This is a genomic window from Neptunomonas antarctica, assembly GCF_001305295.1.
Classification (GTDB): Bacteria; Pseudomonadota; Gammaproteobacteria; order Pseudomonadales; family Balneatricaceae; genus Neptunomonas; species Neptunomonas antarctica.
The window spans coordinates 121,560-139,487 of record NZ_LJSI01000023.1; the positions used below are offsets into that span (position 1 = coordinate 121,560).

Here is a 17,928-nt window from a genome sequence, read left to right on the forward strand (position 1 = left end):
TTATGGGCAACGTAGTAAGTTATTTTCTACATAGCGCTTAACTGGTTGTATACAAAGGTTGCGACCGGCCGTAAAACGTTGTGGTTGGTTGTAAAAAAAGAGTGTGGCCGATGTCGAATCTCAAATATAAAGACCTGCGTGATTTTATCTCTGTGTTGGAAGCCAGAGGTGAGCTCAAGCGAATTAAACAAGAGATTGATCCGAATCTCGAAATGACTGAAATTTGCGATCGTACCTTGCGTGCGGGTGGTCCTGCATTGCTGTTTGAGAATCCCAAAGGTTACGATTATCCGGTATTAGCTAACCTGTTTGGTACACCTGAGCGTGTTGCTTTAGGTATGGGTGAAGAAAGTGTCAGTGCGCTTCGCGAAGTCGGTAAATTGCTGGCTATGTTGAAAGAGCCCGAACCACCCAAAAGCATGAAAGATGCCTGGGATAAGTTACCAATTTTCAAGCAAGTATTGAATATGGGGCCGAAGGTCGTTAAAAAAGCGGCGTGTCAGACTCATGTGCTTGAAGGTGATGCCGTTGATCTGTACAAATTACCTATCCAGACCTGTTGGCCAGGCGATGCCGGGCCATTGATTACCTGGCCTTTGGTTATCACGCGCGGTCCTAATAAAGAACGTCAAAACCTGGGTATTTATCGTCAGCAGGTTATCGGCAAAAATAAACTGATTATGCGTTGGTTAGCTCATCGGGGTGGTGCCCTGGATTTTAGAGAGTGGCAAAAACAGCATCCCGGTGAGAACTTTCCGGTGGCTGTTGCGCTCGGCGCAGATCCTGCGACTATTCTGGGAGCCGTAACGCCAGTACCAGACACCTTGTCGGAGTACGCATTTGCGGGCTTATTACGCGGCGGAAAAACCGAAGTGACGGCGTGTATTGGTAGTGATCTGCAAGTACCGGCCAGTGCTGAGTTTATTCTTGAAGGTTACATTGCACCTGATGAGATGGCAGAAGAAGGCCCGTTCGGTGACCACACCGGTTACTACAACGAAGTAGATAGCTTTCCTGTGTTTACGGTAGAGCGCATAACGCATCGTGACCGGCCTATTTATCACAGCACTTATACGGGTCGTCCACCTGATGAACCGGCCATTCTGGGCGTTGCTCTGAATGAAGTCTTTGTGCCTATTTTGCAGAAACAATTTCCTGAAATTGTAGATTTTTATCTGCCGCCAGAAGGCTGCTCCTATCGCATGGCCGTTGTGACCATGAAAAAACAGTATCCGGGGCATGCTAAGCGCGTCATGTTGGGCGTTTGGTCTTACTTACGCCAGTTTATGTATACTAAGTTCGTGATTGTTTGCGATGATGATATTAATGCGCGTGACTGGAACGATGTGATCTGGGCCATTACTACACGTATGGATCCATCACGTGATACGGTATTAATTGATAACACGCCGATTGATTATCTGGATTTTGCATCACCGGTTTCGGGTCTGGGCTCTAAAATGGGTATGGATGCGACGAATAAGTGGCCTGGTGAAACAACGCGAGAATGGGGTGAGCCTATTCAAATGTCGGATGATGTTAAGCAACGTATAGACGACATCTGGGATGAATTAGGCATTATGCCTGATGTCAGCTAACGTGAAGTGTATACGCTTGAATGATATGGCTGAGCTATTATCATGCAACCCCGACGAAACGCTACTTCAGGTAGTGGAGCGATATGGGTATCGTATGCCTCGTAGTTGCCAAAATGGTGTGTGTCAGATATGTGAATATCAATTGTTGTCGGGTGAAGTCAGGCAACACTATCCGCAAAAGTACCTTACGGCTAAGATTGGCGACAGCGGAAATAACCAAAAGACGCCATTGCTGGGCTTGGCATGTACATCTATCCCTGTGAGTGATTGCCGGATAAATATTAAAGGGCTGAAAAGTCCCGGAGAGCAAGAAGTGAAACGTTTGAATTGTGATATTGCACAGATAGAGAAGCTCAACAAGGATGTATATCGGGTATCGCTGGTGCTGCCTGCCACGGCATCGCAGTCGGTTGAGTATTATGCCGGCCAGTATCTTGAAATTGTTATGCCGGACGGTCAGCAAGCGGCGTTCTCTATCGGTAGTGCGCCTGAAGCAGGGCGTAATATTGAGTTGCATGTAAGACATGCGCCTGACAGCGTCTTGTCGACGGCTATTCTGGCGCATTTGCAAAGTTCAAAAACGGTTACCGTAGAACTGCCGCAAGGCGATTGTTATCTTCGCGCAGGCAACGTGGTTGCTGGTCAAACGATTATTTTAGCGGCAGCCAGTACCGGATTTTCTCAGATCAAAAGTATGATGGAGCATCTGCTGGCGCAGCATGTGAAAAATCCAATACATCTCTATTGGGGCGCACGGGTGGCGGCAGATTTGTATCTCTCTGAACTGCCAAAGCAGTGGGCAGCAGAAAACGATAATGTTACTTACCATCCCGTCGTGAGTGAGCCTGGTGATAGCTGTGGCTGGACAGGAAGGGTTGATTTACTACCGCGAGCTATTCAGAGCGACTTTGATAGCCTGGCGGATGTTGAGGTATACACCAGTGGCTCACCTGCAATGGTTTATGCATTACTGGATGCGTGTGAAGAAAAAGGGCTAAAGCAGGCACAAATGCATTCAGATGTATTTGCGTATGCACCTCGCCCAGAAAAATAGTGACTGATTGATATGTTAGTGTTTCCAAAACGCCGGTCATTTGATCGGCGTTTTTATGTGACTAAATTGGTAAAGGGTTTGTAGAAGATGCCCGCTAGTATGAACTTTTGTATCTAAGTGTCTGTCGAATTTAAAGTCCTGATCTATAGGGCTCAATTATCAGCTAGCTGTTTATTGAAAACATTCATCAAAAAATAGGTATCAGATAATTTCCTATCTCTAAAAAACAAAAAAGGATTTAATATGCGTATTATCTTATTAGGCATTCTGTCAATTTTTGCACTTTCTTCACCGGTATTTGCTGATAATGGCCTTGTTAATGTGAAGAGTGCTCACGATGTGAAAATGACGGCTGATCGACTTGAAGCAGTACTGGTAGAAAAAGGAATGACGGTTTTTGCGCGTATTGACCACGCCGCGGGTGCTGAGAAAGCCGGGATGCAGTTACGCCCAACAGAGTTGGTGATTTTTGGTAATCCCAAAGTTGGCACGCCACTAATGCTGTGTGATCAAAATGCCGCGATTGATCTTCCACAAAAAGCGTTAATTCATGAAGATGCAGCAGGGCAGGTCTGGTTGAGCTATAACAGTCCCGCCTACCTGGCTGAACGTCATCAGTTGAAAGAGTGCTCAGCTGTTCTGATGAAAGTTGAGAATGCGCTTAGCAACTTTGCTAAGGCTGCCACTCAGTCTTAAACTCTGGATCCTAAATAAAAATTTATGGACAATAAAAAACCGGAACAGAATTCCGGTTTTTTTATATTCAAAAAAGCAGTAGGCTTATATGCTGCTTGCAGCTTTTTCTGTGTTTTGTTCTTTATTTTGTGCTTCGGTTGAGGTTGGCAGAGGCGAGAGGTTCTCTCCCGTCAGCGCTAACCCATCTTGCATCACTTTGAGTGAACGTTCAGTTTCACCCAAGTGTTGCAGTAAGCGACTCAACTCGTTATAGGTCTCTGACGATTTTTCAAGAGTCAGGCTTTCCTCAAAATAGTCCGCTGCTTTTCCCCATTGCTCGTTGCGCATGGCCAGTCGGCCAAGGGTGAGTTTGAGTGCCGCACTATCGGGGTTCTTTTTCAGCCAGCCTTTGGCTACCTCAAGCTGTTTATGTGCATTTTCACCCTTAATGCGACCATAAAGCTTAACCAGTTCTTCATCCCATTGATGTTTGATCTGATCTCGTAAAAAGCTTTCTGCTTTATCTTCTGAATCAGCGGTAATCAGCTGTTCAATATACTGTCGAACCATAGAGGTGTCATGTGACAATCTGGAAGGAATACTCTGCCACTCTTTTGTGAGTGCTTTCAGGCGGGTGTTGTTATCTGCTTCTACAGGCAAATTGGTGAGAGTGCTGTTGAGCAGGCTTGAATAGCAGGCTTGTTCCAGTTCAGAAATCTCTTCTTCTTTCAGTACTTTCAGTTTGCGCAGTTCAGGAATCAGATTGGTCAGCCCGTGCCAGTCCTGCAGTCGCAGATATACATCTTTGAGCAGGCGCAGCACATAAGTATGTTTCGGCGCTAAGCGACGTAAGCGCAGCAGGGTTGCGAGGCAAGGTTCAAGCTGACCGCGTTCCAGCTGAATTTGCACTTGAGCGATACCAATAGCAACTTCAGCCTGAGGAACACAGCTAAGTGCTTTTTGCAGCAGGTCATCGGCGGCCTGATCTTCGCCTTGTTCATGAGCGGCGCGGGCGGCAGCGATGTAGTTAATCAGCGGTTGGGCGGAGTTCTCAGCTGATTGACTGAGTAATCGCTGAGCTTTCGACCAGCGGCCTTCCGACAATGCCAGCAGGCCTTTGAGGGTTTTCCCCTGAGCATGGCTAGCATCACGGCGCTCGCGCCATGCGCGGAATTTACCGGTGGGAAGACGAGCTTTGAAGAACAGGTTCACTGCCCAGTGTATTGCTACAAAGCCAATAAAGAGAATAACCAGCAAAACCCACAGACTGGTTTCAATAGTGCTTTCATTATAAGCAACCAGAACATAGCCGGGATCCTGAACCATTTTTTCGCCGATCCAGGCGCCAGCCGCCAAAATGAGCAGCAGCAGCAAAAGTAATCTTTTCATTATGCTGCTCCTTCTTCCTTAAGTTTTGTGACCTGTTGAAGATAGCTCTTCAGGGCGTTCAATGATCCACTGATGTCTGGCATCACGGGTGCAATTTTCAGCTCTCTTAGTTCGGTGATCCCACGGAGCAGTGCTTGTGTAGTCGCATCCTTCGCTTCAAAATAAGTACTAAGCCATTCTTCTGCTCTGGAAAGGCTGTAATCAAAAGCGGTTTGGTTTTTCTGCAATAATGCTAATTGAGCTTGTTCCAGCATTAAGTGAAGGTTCTGTTGAAGGTAGTAATTCTGTGCGGGTGAGAGCAGCGGTTCTATTGCCTCATCACGATGCTGAATCACGACCAGTTGTTCTACTTTATCAACGGCTTTTGCCCAAGACTCTTTTAGACCACTGGTCCAGGTGCTGCTCATGGATTCAGGTGTGATCTCTTCGATTAGAGACGGTAATTGATTTTTATCTGTGAGTGGTATTAGCCGTAGGTGTCCCACTTGCTCATTGAGTGCGGCTAGTTTCAGATAAGAGCCTTCAATATCATAGGTCGGTACTGATTCAAGGGCAGCAATATCAGTGGCAAGCGATTTGCGAACAGCATAGATGGACACATCATCGGTTTCTTTCAGTATTTTGTCTGCCGACTTCAGCAGTGTGAGTGCGCCGTTCGATGTGTTCTCCATCAATATACGTTGGTTCGCTAGTCTTAACAGGTATTCAACTTCAGCCAATAGCCAATCTTTGCGTGAATTGCTCTGTTTAGCGGTAACTTGCTGGATGCTTTGGGTCAGGCGTTGCTGTAGTTCTTCAATACCCTTTTGTTCTTTAGACGACTGGGATTGTAGTAACGTAAGATTTTGATTAACAGAAGAAACCTGAGAGGCAACTAATGACTTGGTATCTGTCATCTGTGTTGTTGCATCAGCGACAGCCTTAGCTACTTCTTGCTTAAGGTTTTCAATAATCGCGCTGTCATTCTGCTGGGTTTGTAGTGATTGCCAGTACAGGTAGCCACTGCCGCCCAATGCAATAATAGATATTACAAGTGCGAGCTTGCCTGGCCAGGTTGCGCTCTGTTTCTCTTGATTTTGCATAATAGATGTCGTCGCTGCAATTGTCGGCTCTTCTTTTACAGGTGTCGTGCGTTTGCCTGATGTGGCATTACGTGCGGATTTTTTTTCCTGCTGTGGAGTCTTCTTTGTTGTGTTTGGTTCAACCCTTTGCTCGTTCTGTGCCGTTTCTTCGGGCGATACTGTAGTTGCGTTATCAGTTCTTTCGGCAGGTACTTCAGACGCCGTTTCAACTTTAGTTTTAGTAACATCAACCGTCGTTTCAGGTGAAGTTTTTGGCGAGTCCTGACCCGTCGTAGCTTTTGCTGCGTCTTGTCCGATGGCTTCTGCTGTCGGCTCAGCCGGTTTGTTTTTGGTCGTGGTATTAGTTTTGTTCTCGGTATTTTTCATTCGTCGGCTTCCGAGTCGTTAGCTGAATTTAGCGCTGTTACCATGGATAGATCATCCGGTCCTTGCGCTACCGTTATTCGCGAAAATCCTACTTGTCGAGCCTGAGCGGCAATCCGTTCGCTGGGCACTACAAGGCAGATAGAATGTAGTGAATCGGTACTGAATTGCTGTTGGCTACCTTGGGCAACTGTAACAAAATTGTTCAGGGCCTCGCCACTGGTAATCAGGATAGACGATAAGGGAAAGTTATAAATAGTACTTTTGATATGGGTATCGTCGTATTTCGGGCATGTTCTGTCGTAGAGGTTGGCATATTCCACCTCAGCACCCCGCGCGGATAAGGTATCGGCTAACTCGTTTCGGCCGCCAGTTCCCCGCAAAATCAGGATCTTCTTATCCTTGATGCCTTGTAAGTCCGGCATGGTCAGCATCGCTTCTGAGTCAAAACCGGCTGTGGAATAGGTGGCAGGGATGTCATAGTCGTTCAGGACTTGCGATGTTTTATGACCGATGGCGTACCATTGAATACCTTCAGGAAGCTGCGGCCAGTACTGATCAATCCAGTCGATAGCGAAATGGGCGGCATTAGGGCTGATGCAGATAATAATGCCATACATATCCAGGTTCATTATCTGGCTGCGTAGCGCCGCATAACGGGAGTCTTCTTCGGCAATCGGCCGTATCTCAAGTGCTGGCAGATGCAGGGCTTGTGCCCCGCAGCTTTCAAGCAGTTGAATTTGTTGTGTCGCCTGATGTTGCGGGCGTGTCACCAAAATCCGTTGGCCCTGTAAATCAGGCAGGTTAGCTGATGTTGAATGCATATACTTCACTCAGGATTTCGCCTGCTCCGGCGGCCAGCAAGCGTTCGGCAACAGTAATGCCGATTGCTTCAGCCTGGTCTGGGTGTCCGCGCATTTCATCCCTCAGAACAGTGGTGCCATCAGGACGGGCAACGAGTCCGCGTAAGTAAACTTCATCCTGCGCTTCATTAAGTGTTGCATAGCAGGCAATAGGTACCTGGCAGCCGCCTTCAAGACGCTTGTTAAGAGCCCGTTCGGCGAGAACACACCATGCGGTAGCCTGATGATGCAAAGGTGCCAGTAACGCGATGGTTTCTGCGTCATCCATACGGCATTCAATACCGACAGCGCCCTGTCCGCCTGCGGGTAAGCAAATATCGTCTGGAAGTTCACAGCGAATGCGTTCTTCCAGTTTCAAGCGAATCAGACCGGCAGAGGCAAGAATAATTGCGTCGTATTGCCCATCATCCAGTTTGCCGAGGCGGGTCTGAACATTGCCGCGCAGATCCTTAATTTCAAGATCGGGACGTTGTTCTTTTAATAGTGCCTGGCGTCTGAGTGATGATGTTCCGACGATGGCGCCCTGTGGCAGATCAGAGAGGGAGCTGAATTTGTTGGACACAAACGCATCGCTGGGTGTCTCACGCGGGCAGATAACGGCTAAACCAAGCCCTTCGGGAAACGCCATAGGGACATCTTTCATCGAGTGAACGGCGATATCGGCACGATTTTCCTGTATGGCAATTTCGAGCTCTTTAACAAATAAACCTTTGCCGCCAACTTTAGCCAGCGGAGTATCCAGAATTTTGTCACCCCGGGTTGTCATGCCTAGTAATTCCACCTGAATGCCCGGATGAAACTTTTCCAGTTCAGCTTTTACGTATTCAGCTTGCCAGAGTGCAAGTAGGCTTTTCCGGGTCGCAATGCGTACAACTTTTTTCTGCATAGTTCTGTCCTGAAATTCTTTTCTGAAATAAAAACGGCAATAGGCCTTATCTGATCAATGAACCGATTGTAACAGATCATTAGGATTCTGGGACTTGCATATATCAAGAGAGCACGCGTTTGAGCGCCAATACTGCTATAATCCCCCGCAAATTAAGACCAAAAAGGTCTGTAAAGTTTCAATAATGAGGTCCTGAATATGAGCAATAAAACCAACCAGCAATGGGGTGGTCGTTTTAATGAACCAACGGATGCCTTTGTTGCACGCTTTACTGCGTCAGTAGAATTTGATCAGCGCATGTACCGTCAGGATATTCAAGGTTCAGTTGCTCATGCCACGATGCTAACCGAAGCGGGCGTTCTGACGACTGACGAACGCGATATGATTCTTCAGGGATTGTCTGAAATTCAGCAGGATATCGAAGCAGGGCGCTTTGAGTGGTCTATCGCACTTGAAGACGTGCATATGAATATCGAAGCGGCATTGACCAATAAAATTGGTAACACCGGCAAAAAACTGCATACAGGACGTTCGCGTAACGATCAGGTAGCCACGGATATTCGCTTGTATTTGCGTGATGAAATTGATCTGATTCTGTTAGAAATAACACGCTTGCAGCAGGGATTACTGGGGTTGGCTGAACAAGAAGCCGATACCATTATGCCGGGCTTTACACATTTACAAACCGCCCAACCCGTTACGTTCGGGCATCATCTGATGGCCTGGTTTGAAATGCTCAGCCGTGATTATGAGCGTTTTACAGACACGCGCAAACGCGTCAATATTATGCCTTTAGGGGCTGCAGCACTGGCGGGCACCACGTATCCGATTCGACGTGATATTACCTGTCAATTGCTAGGCTTTGATGCGCCCGCCGAAAACTCGCTGGATGCTGTTTCAGATCGGGATTTCGCCATTGAGTTTTGTGCAGCGTCGAGCGTTCTGATGATGCATATGACACGTATGTCTGAAGAGCTGGTGCTATGGACATCAGCGCAGTTCAACTTTATTAACTTGCCAGACCGTTTCTGCACAGGCTCCTCAATTATGCCGCAGAAAAAAAATCCAGATGTGCCTGAACTGGTGCGAGGTAAAAGTGGACGAGTGTATGGTCACTTGTTTAGTTTGTTAACCTTGATGAAGTCGCAACCACTGGCTTACAACAAAGATAACCAAGAAGATAAAGAGCCGTTGTTCGATACGATCGATACGCTAAAAGGCTGTTTGCGTGCGTACGCTGATATGGTGCCAGCGCTTGAATCCCGCAAGGAATATATGCGCGAAGCGGCGCTACGTGGCTTTTCCACAGCAACTGATTTGGCAGATTATCTGGTCAGACAAGGTATGCCATTCCGAGATGCGCATGAGGTTGTCGGGAAATCTGTCGCGTACGGTATCAACACAGGTAAAGATCTGGGTGAGATGTCATTGGCTGAGCTGCAAACATTTTCTGATACCATTGCGGATGATGTTTTTGAAGTGCTGACGCTGGAAGGATCGGTCGCCGCGCGTAACCATCTTGGCGGTACGGCACCCAACCAGGTGCGAGCAGCCGTGGCACGCGGCCAGGAAAAACTAAAGCAGCGTTGATAATCATTAACGCTATTGAAAAGCGGGCATAATGCCCGCTTTTTCGTATCAGACGGGGACCAATTTTGTGCAGCTATAACACATCAGTGTTTATGTTTATGTGATAAAGCTAAATGCTTAACAAACCCAGCTAGTTAATTCAGCGTGATATCAACCATAAGGTCGCTGGCAATTGCTTCTAGCGCACTCTGTAAATCATCAAAATCCATGTTGTCTGGAGCTAACAGATGCGCTTCTGCTTTAAAGAGTAGTTCTGCAGACATGGATCCGGAAACGAGTTCAGTCGTTAGATTTTCAACATTGATATGTCGATGTGCCAGTGCTTGCGATATATCACGAACGATACCGGGTTTGTCGTGACCAATCAGCTCTAACGTAAATGCCTGTAATGTATCAGGTCGTTCCTGTTCGTCAGCAGCCTCAGCAATGATTTTTAATCCTGAGTTTTGCAGTGCTTGCAGCGCGTCTGTTAGCGCAGTAACCTTCGTTTCCGGTACAGTAATGACAAGAATGCCAGCGAACTTCCCACCCAGCCGGGAAAGCGATGACTCGAGCCAATTACCTTCATGTTGTGCGATAGTGTGTGACAAGCGTTCGACTAACCCAGGTTTATCGGGTCCGATGATAGTAAGTATGAGAGCAGTCATACAGTAGGCTCCTTCTTAGGCAGGATCAGATTATTAAGAATGATCAGAAAATTATCACTGCGATTAAAGTTATTATCTAGAAGCTGTTCTTTAGAAGCTATGGTCTAGAAGTTATTATTTAAAAGCTGTGATTTAAATTATTCATACTCAGGATAGTACACAAATATGGTTTCAGTGCTAAGTGCTTTATGGCCGGTTTTTGCATTATTGATTTTAGGGTTTGTCGCGCGAAGGACCGATTTTCCGGGCGATGCTTTCTGGGAGCCTGCTGAGAAGCTTACGTACTTTGTGCTTTTTCCAGTGCTCTTGGTTAATAAGCTGGGCGCGGCTGACATGTCGGATGTTGCCGTTGTTGATATTGCAGTAGCAGTGAGTGTGTTATTGCTGTCAGGTACCCTGTTCTGTTTTATTGCTCGTTACTGGATGGGGCTCTCGTCTGCTGGTTTTACATCGTTCTATCAGGGCTCTGTGCGCTTTAATACCTATGTGGCACTAGCGACAGCCGCCGCTGTTTATGGTGATGCTGCTGTCGCCATCTCGGCGGTTATTATTGCCTTCATGATTCCCTTGATAAATTTGCTGTGCGTGATGGTTTTTTCCATGTTCACCTCTAATGCGCCAACACTGAGTTCCTTGTTGAAAAACCTGATAAAAAATCCATTGATCATGAGTTGTTTAGTAGGCATCAGCTTAAATGTCAGTGGAATAGGTATTCATAAAGAGTTTGCCTCTGTTGCCGGGTTGTTGGGAGCAATGGCTTTGCCGTTGGGGCTGTTGGCGGTAGGTGCTGGCCTTAATATACATGCTTTACGAACCGCGCAATTAGCCGTGTGGTGTTCCTCGCTTATAAAGTTGTTGCTGTTGCCATTTGTGATGTACTGTTTCTGTATATTTATGGGTTTTTCTTCGTTAATAACAGGCCTGTTATTGATATTTTCTTCTGTGCCGACAGCACCATCAGGATATATTTTGGCGCGCCAGCTAGGTGGGGATGCATCCATGATGGCCGCCATCATTACAGGGCAGACATTATTATCAATGCTGACTCTGCCGTTTATATTGAGCACGTTTATGTAATATGACCGAGGTGCTAAATTGTTCATAAACTCCTGAAAGATTCATAATTTCAGCAGTTTTTATAGTAATTTAAGGTTTTTTCAGGAAAAACCTTAATTTGTAGCTATAATTTTGAGTAAAGGCTTGAATATTTCTGCGACTATGAAAAACTTGCATCGGCTTTTTGCCACAGATATAAAATGTTCACTGAGAATAAGAAGTTAAAGGTAAGTATGAAGAAAGGTCCTGACTTAGTAGTAATAGTAGTGATGGCATTTGTTGTGGGCTCTGTCCTGACAGGTGTGTTTTCCCAAACAGATTTTCAGTTTGCCTCGCTTGTAGAACAAGTGTTTAATCGACAGGGTTGATAATTGTAAAAAGATCTGAGGCGGTAGGTATTTTAAATCTAATAAAAACCGCCATCGGTTACCACTCCGGTGAGCGGCACATCCCAACTCTCCACGGGTAGTTTTTCTACTTTTTGTAACTCATGAGCTAACCCTATTAAACGAGGTTTTTGGGCATTGTATTGCCTGATAAAGCTAAACGTTCGGTCATAATATCCCCCTCCCATCCCAAGTCTGCCACCGTTTTTGTCGAAAGCTACCAAAGGCAGTAATACTATATCCAGCATCTTAGCGGGACGAATAAAACGGTAGGGTGTTGTAGGCTCAAGGATTCCGTATAGGTTCCGCGTCATCGGCGTGTATTGTGTATAGCGGACAAACCATAGCCGGTTATGTGAAAGAGGATGTAGTACCGGTAAATAAACGGTTTTTTTTTGTTGCCAGCACCATTGTATAATCGGAGTAGGATCAAGTTCGCCGTCATTGGGTAAGTATAGGGCCAGATGCTTGGCTTTTTGAATGAGAGGGCGTTTTTTGATCTCGGCCAGAAGCCTTCGTGCAGCGATGTTTTGCTGTTTAGGAGATAACGCACGTCGTTTTTGGCGCATTGACTGGCGAAGAGCCTGACGTACATTCATGTTTTTAGAAAGACTCCCCAAGATGCCGCTACTGGTTGTGGCCCTGAACCCGAAGGTTCAAGGAGGAGATCTCCGAAGTGTATCAGGCTTTCCGAAGACGGACATGCACACAACACTCACAAGAAAAATCCAAACTGCTAGTTATCGGCTCAAGGGACGTAACCAATGGGCAAACACCTCAGGGAGCCCCTGTAGTATAACGTGTTTAGCAGTAAAGTCAGCCCTTGTAATTATTTAAAAAGCTGCTATGGAATGAGTTCAACTATTTGAAATACTTACAATAAATCGACAATTAAAGATTATCCGGATGCTTTTTAGCCAGGTTAGCCATTGAGTTGTCAATTTTGTCGCCCAGTTTTTGGATACGTGCCTCAATTTGATCCCGCTGAGCTCCTTTCTGTATCATTAGCTCGTGAGATAAGTTGAGCGCTGTCATGACGGCGACGCGCTCAAGTCCTAAAACTTTACCTGAATCCCTGATTTCCCTCATTTTTTTATCCAGATAATCAGCGGAGGCGAACAATTCAGCTTCCGTGCCTTCCGGGCAGCCAATCAAATATTCCTTATCCATTATTTTAATGGAAACTTTGTGGCCAGTGTCTTTGCTCATTAACTTTGCTCCAGTGTTTTCAAGCGCTGAATCATTTTTTCAACCTGTACGCGGGTCTGATCATTTACCTGGAGAAGGCGTGCTTTTTCTTGTCTTGTCTGTAAGCCGCTAGCACGAAGTTGCTGGTTTTCTAGTTCAAGCTGTTCGCAGCGGGCGAGCAGTCGATCAATTTTTTGTTCAAGTGCGATAAAGTAATGGTCTGTCATTCGGGAATCCAACATAAAATCTAAAGTGGACTATAAACAGGCTGCCTTAGAGGGTCAATCAGGTCTGCATAGCTCTGTATAGATTACAATGCTAGGATAATCAAAAATATTTAGACAAATGTTCATATAAAATAGAGAAGAGAAGAGTAAATGATGCTGGAAGTAAATGAAGATCTGATCGGTTTTGAAGTGATTGCTAATTTGCTTGTGTCAGAAAATGTGTTCATCGTGTCGCCTGCGGAATTACATGGATTGCTGGCGGGTCAGCTGGCATCAGGTGCGCGAATGGTACCGGATATGTGGTTGAAAACGGTATCTGAATTATTAGAGATTGATGGATTAGTGCAGGAAACCAGTAAAGTTGGATTGATTGGGTTATATCAGCAAGCACTGAAACAGCTGGAAAGCTTTGGGTTGGAATTCTCGATGCTGTTGCCTGATGATGACGCTACGCTAGAGCAACGGGTTGAATCTTTAGGGCGCTGGTGTCAGGGATTTATGACCGGGTTTGGCTATCAGGGTAAGCAAACCGACAAATCGTTGTCGGACGAAGCTAAAGATGTATTACGTGATTTGTCGCAAATTTCACAAATTGCGAACGAAGTCGATGAAGGTGAAGACAGCGAAGCGGATTTGATGGAGTTGGAAGAGTATGTCCGCATGGCCGTATTAATGTTATTCGCTGAATGTAATGTGTCGAATGAATCTTTCAGCGCTGATAATGCCCCGCAAGTGCACTAATGGATAAGAATAAGATGAAGCAGCTCTGTATTAGTCAGCGTGAATTTGCCGAACGGCGCGCCAGTCTTGTCGCACAATTACCAACTAATAGCGTGGCTATTGTTCCCTCGGCAACACTGCAATATCGAAACAGTGATGTCGACTCGCCGTTTCGTCAGGATAGTGATTTTTATTATCTCAGCGGTTTTGATGAGCCGGATGCGTTAATGGTTCTACTCAAACGAGAATCACTTGTCACTTATCACCTGTTTTGCCAGCCAAGAGACCCAGAAATGGAGATCTGGAATGGTTATCGTGCCGGCCCTGAGGGTGCTCAGACTGATTATATGGTCGATAAGGCATTCTCCATTAATACGTTGGATGAGCAGCTACCCGTATTGTTGGATGGTATTGAATCTGTCTATTTCTGTATGGGCACACGCCATAAGATCGAATCCAGAATTGAGCAGTGTTTGCAGACGATGCGTAAGAAGCGGCGTCAGGGTATGCGTGCGCCTACCAAATTAATTGAGCTCAGTTCCCTGTTACATGAAATGCGCCTGATTAAGTCAACGCAGGAAGCACAAGTGATGCGTGCAGCGGGTGAGATATCGGCTCAGGCACATATTCGTGCCATGCAGGCTTGTCGTCCCGGATTGATGGAATATCAGTTAGAAGCAGAAATTATTTATCATTTCATGCAGCAAGGTTGCCGTTTGCCTGCCTACTCCAGCATTGTTGGCGGCGGTAACAATGGCTGTGTATTGCATTATGTGTCGAATAATTCTGAGCTTAAAGATGGCGACCTGGTACTGATTGATGCAGGGTGCGAGTGCGACTACTACGCAGGAGATATTACCCGCACGTTTCCCGTTAATGGACGTTTCTCGGATGCTCAGCGTGCGTTGTATGAGTTGGTATTGAAGGCGCAGCTGGCCTGCTTAGCAGAAATTAAGCCCGGTATTCCCTGGGAGCACACACAGGACATCTCGGTTCGGGTGATTACCGAAGGTCTGGTTGAATTGGGTATCCTGACAGGCCGACCGCAGGATTTGATTGCTTGCGGTGCTTACAAAGCATTTTATATGCATCGCCTGGGGCACTGGCTGGGGATGGATGTACATGATGTCGGTGATTATAAAGTTGAGGGTGAATGGCGATTATTGGAACCCGGCATGGTGATGACGGTTGAACCTGGTATTTATATTGCGCCGGATAATGAAAATGTAGAGCCCTGCTGGCGCGGTATCGGCATCCGTATAGAAGATGATGTGCTGATTACACACGATGGTTGTGAGGTTCTGAGCGCGTCCGTCCCCAAAACAGTGGATGCGATTGAAGCGTTGATGGCAACCGCGAGAAACAGATGAAAGCACATTACGATATTGTCATCATTGGGGGTGGAATGGTCGGCGCCAGCTTGGCTGCAGCGCTACTCCCGATTGCAAAAGAACTGAATTTGCAGATAGCAGTGATCGAGTCGATGGCTATGCCGTCAGATGATTTGACCTGTTACCAGCCCAGTTATGATGCGCGTGCGACGGCGCTGTCTTATGGTACGCGTAAACTCTACGAGCAGATGGGTGTGTGGTCTGCTATTGCTGAACATGCGACGCCGATTCAGCATATTCATGTGTCAGATAAAGGTCACTTCGGCGCAACGCGATTACACGCCGAAGATGAACATGTACCAGCGCTAGGCTACGTGGTAGAAAATCATTGGCTGGGACGTGTGTTGCTGAATCATATGCAAACCCATGCGGATGCAGACCAGCTTACATATTGCTGCCCTGCGGAGGTGATGAATGTCACGCCTGTGCCACAAGGTATGCAACTGGAGATACAGAGGGAGGGTGAGTCATTCCAGGTGTCTGCAGATTTAGTGGTTATGGCCGATGGCGGGCGATCAGCCCTGCGCGAAAAAATGGGCATAAGCTATCAGCAAGTGACCTATGAGCAACATGCGGTTGTAGCAAACATTAGCCCCGACCGTCCTCATAAAAATATTGCCTATGAGCGTTTTACCGATAGCGGGCCTCTGGCGCTGCTGCCGTTGCAGGATCAGGATGATATGGCACGTTGTGGTCTGGTATGGACGGTACCTGATGCTGAGCTGGATAGCGTGATGTGTTTAGATGATGCTGCTTTTATGGCGCAGGTGCAGGAACGTTTCGGATATCGTTCGGGTCGGTTCATTCATGCCGGTGAACGTTTTAGTTATCCCTTAAAGCTAGTGCTGGCAGACGAACAGGTCCGGCCGGGGCTGGCGGTGTTGGGGAATGCGGCACATGCATTACACCCTATTGCCGGTCAGGGCTACAATCTGGCATTGCGCGGTGTTGTTGATTTAGCGCAGCATATTATTGATGCACGACGAGCGGCTATTTCTGTGGGTGATTTGGAAATGCTGCAGGCTTACCATCAGTCCCGGGTTGCTGATCAGCGGCGCACCATTGGTTTAAGCGACCAGACTATGAAATTGTTCTCTAATCGTAATCCTCTGCTGGCACTGGGGAGAGATCTCGGCTTGCAGTTAATGGATATATGTCCTCCCGTTAAAACAGTTTTTGCGCGTGCCGCGATGGGGCTTGATGTGCCAGCTCCGCGTCTCAAATAAGGTGAACAGATGAGCACACAGTCAGCAGATATTATCATTGTAGGCGGCGGAATGGTCGGTTTGACCGCCGCATTGGCGCTGGCCAACTCCGGGCTGAAGATCGTTTTATTAGAAAGCCATGATGTAGCTCCCGGCGGAATGTCGGCCGACGTTATCGCCCAACAGCAGCGCGGCTATGATCCACGTGTGAGTGCGCTTACCTGTGCCTCGCAGCAATTATTGTCGCATTTGGGTGCCTGGCCTTTGATGCAACAGTGCCGGGTTAATCCTTATACCGATATGGATGTATGGGACGGCGAGGGTAGTGGTCATATCCATTTTTCTTCCAGAGATCTGCATGAACTGGCGTTGGGGCACATTGTAGAAAATCGAGTGACCGTTGCAGCGCTTTATCAAGTAGCTAGTCAGGTAGACAATCTGACGGTGGTCACGGGTACTTCTGTCTCTCAACTCTCTGAGCCCGAATCAGAGTCAGAAGTAGAGCTAAAAGTAGAGTCTGGCCGCGATAGCGGTAGGGTTTTTCGTACCCTGACCTGTGCGGATGGTTCTTGTTGGCGAGCGTCGTTGGTCGTGGCAGCGGATGGTGCGATGTCGAAAATTCGTCAGTTAGCCTCAATACCTATGTGGGAATGGGATTACGGTCACCATGCGATCGTCACTACCGTACGCACTGAAAAACCCCACCAAGACACCGCATGGCAGCGGTTTACCGAAGACGGCCCGTTAGCATTTTTACCCCTGAGCGATCCTTATTTATGCTCGATTGTCTGGTCTACCTCGCCGGATCACGCTATACGCCTGATGGAGCTGGATGAGATCGCGTTTTGTGCCGCCTTGAGTCGGGAGTTTGAATGTCGTTTGGGTGAAGTGCAATGGACGGATCAACGTCATGTATTTCCCTTACGGCAGCGCCATGCGCAGTATTATGTACAGACTGGGTTAGCGGTCATCGGCGATGCCGCGCATACCATACATCCCTTGGCAGGACAGGGGGTTAATCTTGGCTTAATGGATGCAGCCGCGCTGGCTGAGCAGGTGCTATCCGCTCTTAAGCGTGGCGAATCGATAGGCAGTGAAGCGGTTCTCAAGCGTTTTCAGCGCCAGCGCCAGGGCGCTAATCTACAGATGGCAGCGGGTATGGAAGCCTTTAAGCAGCTGTTCGGACACCAGCAACCCTGGCTGAAATTATTGCGTAATATTGGGATGAATGCACTGGATAAGCTCTCGCCTGTTAAACAGCATGTGGTTATGCAGGCGATGGGGTTAAGCGGTGACGTGCCTTTACTGGCAAAAAGATCTGTTGATCAATAGGTCTTTTTGTCAGGGGTTAGTTCGGTGGTGTAAGGGATTGTTTTTTAAATAATAGATATGTTTCGGCCTGCGTTTGACTGCTTTGGGTCGTTTTCGACTTAACGGGCTTAGACGAGGCCGGTCCAGCGTTTGGGCAGGTGCCAAATATAGTCTTTCAAGCTTGAATATCTATACTTAGGTTGTTCAGGTTATGTGTTCGTCATATACGACTATCGTGCCATCATCATTTCAATGATTTCCGCTTTTCTTTCGATATGACGAATACCCTTTGCTCGC

General features: G+C 47.1%; 18 protein-coding genes and 1 other RNA gene. 10 read left to right on the forward strand and 9 right to left on the reverse strand.

All coding sequences use genetic code 11. The features are described from left to right. The first annotated feature begins 110 nt into the window (after positions 1–110). The 3 genes from ubiD to Nant_RS04660 all read left to right on the forward strand — a co-directional run bounded on the left by ubiD (position 111) and on the right by Nant_RS04660 (position 3,348). Positions 111–1,598 (forward strand): 4-hydroxy-3-polyprenylbenzoate decarboxylase, encoded by a 1,488-nt coding sequence (ubiD, locus tag Nant_RS04650; protein ID WP_054340478.1) that lies wholly within the window; start codon positions 111–113, stop codon positions 1,596–1,598. Beyond that, complete coding sequence (locus Nant_RS04655; protein WP_082400076.1) at positions 1,588–2,652, forward strand: 2Fe-2S iron-sulfur cluster-binding protein; 1,065 nt, start codon at positions 1,588–1,590, stop codon at positions 2,650–2,652. The genes ubiD and Nant_RS04655 overlap by 11 nt, the downstream gene beginning before the upstream one ends. 243 nt (positions 2,653–2,895) lie before the next feature. Then, positions 2,896–3,348 carry a DUF302 domain-containing protein gene (locus Nant_RS04660; protein WP_054340479.1) on the forward strand — a complete coding sequence of 151 codons (453 nt, stop codon included), beginning with the start codon at positions 2,896–2,898 and terminating at the stop codon, positions 3,346–3,348. A gap of 84 nt (positions 3,349–3,432) precedes the next feature. Here the strand turns inward: Nant_RS04660 and Nant_RS04665 are convergent, their stop codons facing one another. From Nant_RS04665 to hemC, 4 genes are read right to left on the reverse strand one after another with little or no spacing between them, the layout of a single operon-like run. Next, positions 3,433–4,716, reverse strand: a complete 1,284-nt coding sequence (locus Nant_RS04665; RefSeq protein ID WP_054340480.1) for a heme biosynthesis HemY N-terminal domain-containing protein — start codon at positions 4,714–4,716, stop codon at positions 3,433–3,435. Beyond that, a complete protein-coding gene (locus Nant_RS04670; protein WP_054340481.1) occupies positions 4,716–6,164 on the reverse strand; it encodes a uroporphyrinogen-III C-methyltransferase in 1,449 nt (482 codons plus the stop codon). The genes Nant_RS04665 and Nant_RS04670 overlap by 1 nt, the downstream gene beginning before the upstream one ends. Continuing rightward, positions 6,161–6,985: a uroporphyrinogen-III synthase gene (locus Nant_RS04675; RefSeq protein WP_054340482.1), complete on the reverse strand. Its 825-nt coding sequence runs from the start codon at positions 6,983–6,985 to the stop codon at positions 6,161–6,163. Before Nant_RS04675 ends, Nant_RS04670 begins: the two co-directional genes overlap by 4 nt. Next, entirely contained in the window at positions 6,966–7,910 is a 945-nt protein-coding gene (hemC, locus tag Nant_RS04680; RefSeq protein WP_054340483.1) for a hydroxymethylbilane synthase, read from the reverse strand. Before hemC ends, Nant_RS04675 begins: the two co-directional genes overlap by 20 nt. Before the next feature lie 198 nt (positions 7,911–8,108). Here hemC and argH point away from each other — a divergent pair, with 198 nt between their 5' ends. Beyond that, positions 8,109–9,500, forward strand: coding sequence for an argininosuccinate lyase (argH, locus tag Nant_RS04685; RefSeq protein ID WP_054340484.1), 1,392 nt, complete (start codon positions 8,109–8,111; stop codon positions 9,498–9,500). 134 nt (positions 9,501–9,634) lie between these two features. Here argH and Nant_RS04690 read toward each other — a convergent pair whose 3' ends face one another. Then, the gene (locus Nant_RS04690; protein WP_054340485.1) at positions 9,635–10,147 is read right to left on the reverse strand and encodes a glycine cleavage system transcriptional repressor; all 513 of its coding nucleotides are present in this window, start codon (positions 10,145–10,147) and stop codon (positions 9,635–9,637) included. A 165-nt stretch (positions 10,148–10,312) separates the two neighbouring features. Here Nant_RS04690 and Nant_RS04695 point away from each other — a divergent pair, with 165 nt between their 5' ends. After that, positions 10,313–11,224 carry an AEC family transporter gene (locus Nant_RS04695; RefSeq protein ID WP_054340486.1) on the forward strand — a complete coding sequence of 304 codons (912 nt, stop codon included), beginning with the start codon at positions 10,313–10,315 and terminating at the stop codon, positions 11,222–11,224. A gap of 212 nt (positions 11,225–11,436) precedes the next feature. Beyond that, the gene (locus tag Nant_RS21790) at positions 11,437–11,571 is read left to right on the forward strand and encodes a hypothetical protein (protein WP_274378317.1); all 135 of its coding nucleotides are present in this window, start codon (positions 11,437–11,439) and stop codon (positions 11,569–11,571) included. A gap of 38 nt (positions 11,572–11,609) precedes the next feature. On the opposite strand, the gene Nant_RS04700 is transcribed toward Nant_RS21790, so the two are convergent. The 4 genes from Nant_RS04700 to Nant_RS04710 form a co-directional block, all read right to left on the reverse strand. After that, positions 11,610–12,188: a 5-formyltetrahydrofolate cyclo-ligase gene (locus Nant_RS04700; protein ID WP_054340487.1), complete on the reverse strand. Its 579-nt coding sequence runs from the start codon at positions 12,186–12,188 to the stop codon at positions 11,610–11,612. A 10-nt stretch (positions 12,189–12,198) separates the two neighbouring features. After that, positions 12,199–12,376, reverse strand: a non-coding RNA gene (ssrS, locus tag Nant_RS20970) — 6S RNA. Positions 12,377–12,480: 104 nt separating this feature from the next. Further along, positions 12,481–12,798: a cell division protein ZapA gene (locus Nant_RS04705; RefSeq protein WP_054340488.1), complete on the reverse strand. Its 318-nt coding sequence runs from the start codon at positions 12,796–12,798 to the stop codon at positions 12,481–12,483. Next, complete coding sequence (locus Nant_RS04710) at positions 12,798–13,004, reverse strand: TIGR02449 family protein (protein ID WP_054340489.1); 207 nt, start codon at positions 13,002–13,004, stop codon at positions 12,798–12,800. The genes Nant_RS04705 and Nant_RS04710 overlap by 1 nt, the downstream gene beginning before the upstream one ends. 150 nt (positions 13,005–13,154) lie before the next feature. On the opposite strand from Nant_RS04710, the gene Nant_RS04715 reads away from it, so the two are divergent. From Nant_RS04715 to Nant_RS04730, 4 genes are read left to right on the forward strand one after another with little or no spacing between them, the layout of a single operon-like run. Continuing rightward, entirely contained in the window at positions 13,155–13,745 is a 591-nt protein-coding gene (locus Nant_RS04715) for a UPF0149 family protein (RefSeq protein WP_143773551.1), read from the forward strand. Beyond that, a complete protein-coding gene (gene pepP / locus Nant_RS04720; protein ID WP_238377068.1) occupies positions 13,745–15,094 on the forward strand; it encodes a Xaa-Pro aminopeptidase in 1,350 nt (449 codons plus the stop codon). The genes Nant_RS04715 and pepP overlap by 1 nt, the downstream gene beginning before the upstream one ends. Further along, a complete protein-coding gene (gene ubiH, locus Nant_RS04725; protein WP_054340490.1) occupies positions 15,091–16,341 on the forward strand; it encodes a 2-octaprenyl-6-methoxyphenyl hydroxylase in 1,251 nt (416 codons plus the stop codon). Before pepP ends, ubiH begins: the two co-directional genes overlap by 4 nt. Before the next feature lie 9 nt (positions 16,342–16,350). Beyond that, positions 16,351–17,652 (forward strand): UbiH/UbiF/VisC/COQ6 family ubiquinone biosynthesis hydroxylase, encoded by a 1,302-nt coding sequence (locus Nant_RS04730; RefSeq protein WP_054340491.1) that lies wholly within the window; start codon positions 16,351–16,353, stop codon positions 17,650–17,652. Positions 17,653–17,928 lie beyond the last annotated feature (276 nt).

Bases quoted from the DNA above. Each gene is read 5' to 3' on its own strand.
- ubiH (WP_054340490.1), top strand. From the start codon at position 15,091: ATGAAAGCACATTACGATATTGTCATCATTGGGGGTGGAATGGTCGGC.
- Nant_RS04695 (WP_054340486.1), top strand. From the start codon at position 10,313: ATGGTTTCAGTGCTAAGTGCTTTATGGCCGGTTTTTGCATTATTGATT.
- pepP (WP_238377068.1), top strand. From the start codon at position 13,745: ATGGATAAGAATAAGATGAAGCAGCTCTGTATTAGTCAGCGTGAATTT.
- ubiD (WP_054340478.1), top strand. From the start codon at position 111: ATGTCGAATCTCAAATATAAAGACCTGCGTGATTTTATCTCTGTGTTG.
- Nant_RS21790 (WP_274378317.1), top strand. From the start codon at position 11,437: ATGAAGAAAGGTCCTGACTTAGTAGTAATAGTAGTGATGGCATTTGTT.
- Nant_RS04730 (WP_054340491.1), top strand. From the start codon at position 16,351: ATGAGCACACAGTCAGCAGATATTATCATTGTAGGCGGCGGAATGGTC.
- Nant_RS04675 (WP_054340482.1), bottom strand. From the start codon at position 6,985: ATGCATTCAACATCAGCTAACCTGCCTGATTTACAGGGCCAACGGATT.
- Nant_RS04710 (WP_054340489.1), bottom strand. From the start codon at position 13,004: ATGACAGACCATTACTTTATCGCACTTGAACAAAAAATTGATCGACTG.
- Nant_RS04700 (WP_054340487.1), bottom strand. From the start codon at position 12,188: ATGAATGTACGTCAGGCTCTTCGCCAGTCAATGCGCCAAAAACGACGT.
- Nant_RS04660 (WP_054340479.1), top strand. From the start codon at position 2,896: ATGCGTATTATCTTATTAGGCATTCTGTCAATTTTTGCACTTTCTTCA.
- Nant_RS04655 (WP_082400076.1), top strand. From the start codon at position 1,588: ATGTCAGCTAACGTGAAGTGTATACGCTTGAATGATATGGCTGAGCTA.
- Nant_RS04670 (WP_054340481.1), bottom strand. From the start codon at position 6,164: ATGAAAAATACCGAGAACAAAACTAATACCACGACCAAAAACAAACCG.
- Nant_RS04715 (WP_143773551.1), top strand. From the start codon at position 13,155: ATGATGCTGGAAGTAAATGAAGATCTGATCGGTTTTGAAGTGATTGCT.
- Nant_RS04665 (WP_054340480.1), bottom strand. From the start codon at position 4,716: ATGAAAAGATTACTTTTGCTGCTGCTGCTCATTTTGGCGGCTGGCGCC.
- hemC (WP_054340483.1), bottom strand. From the start codon at position 7,910: ATGCAGAAAAAAGTTGTACGCATTGCGACCCGGAAAAGCCTACTTGCA.
- Nant_RS04705 (WP_054340488.1), bottom strand. From the start codon at position 12,798: ATGAGCAAAGACACTGGCCACAAAGTTTCCATTAAAATAATGGATAAG.
- argH (WP_054340484.1), top strand. From the start codon at position 8,109: ATGAGCAATAAAACCAACCAGCAATGGGGTGGTCGTTTTAATGAACCA.
- Nant_RS04690 (WP_054340485.1), bottom strand. From the start codon at position 10,147: ATGACTGCTCTCATACTTACTATCATCGGACCCGATAAACCTGGGTTA.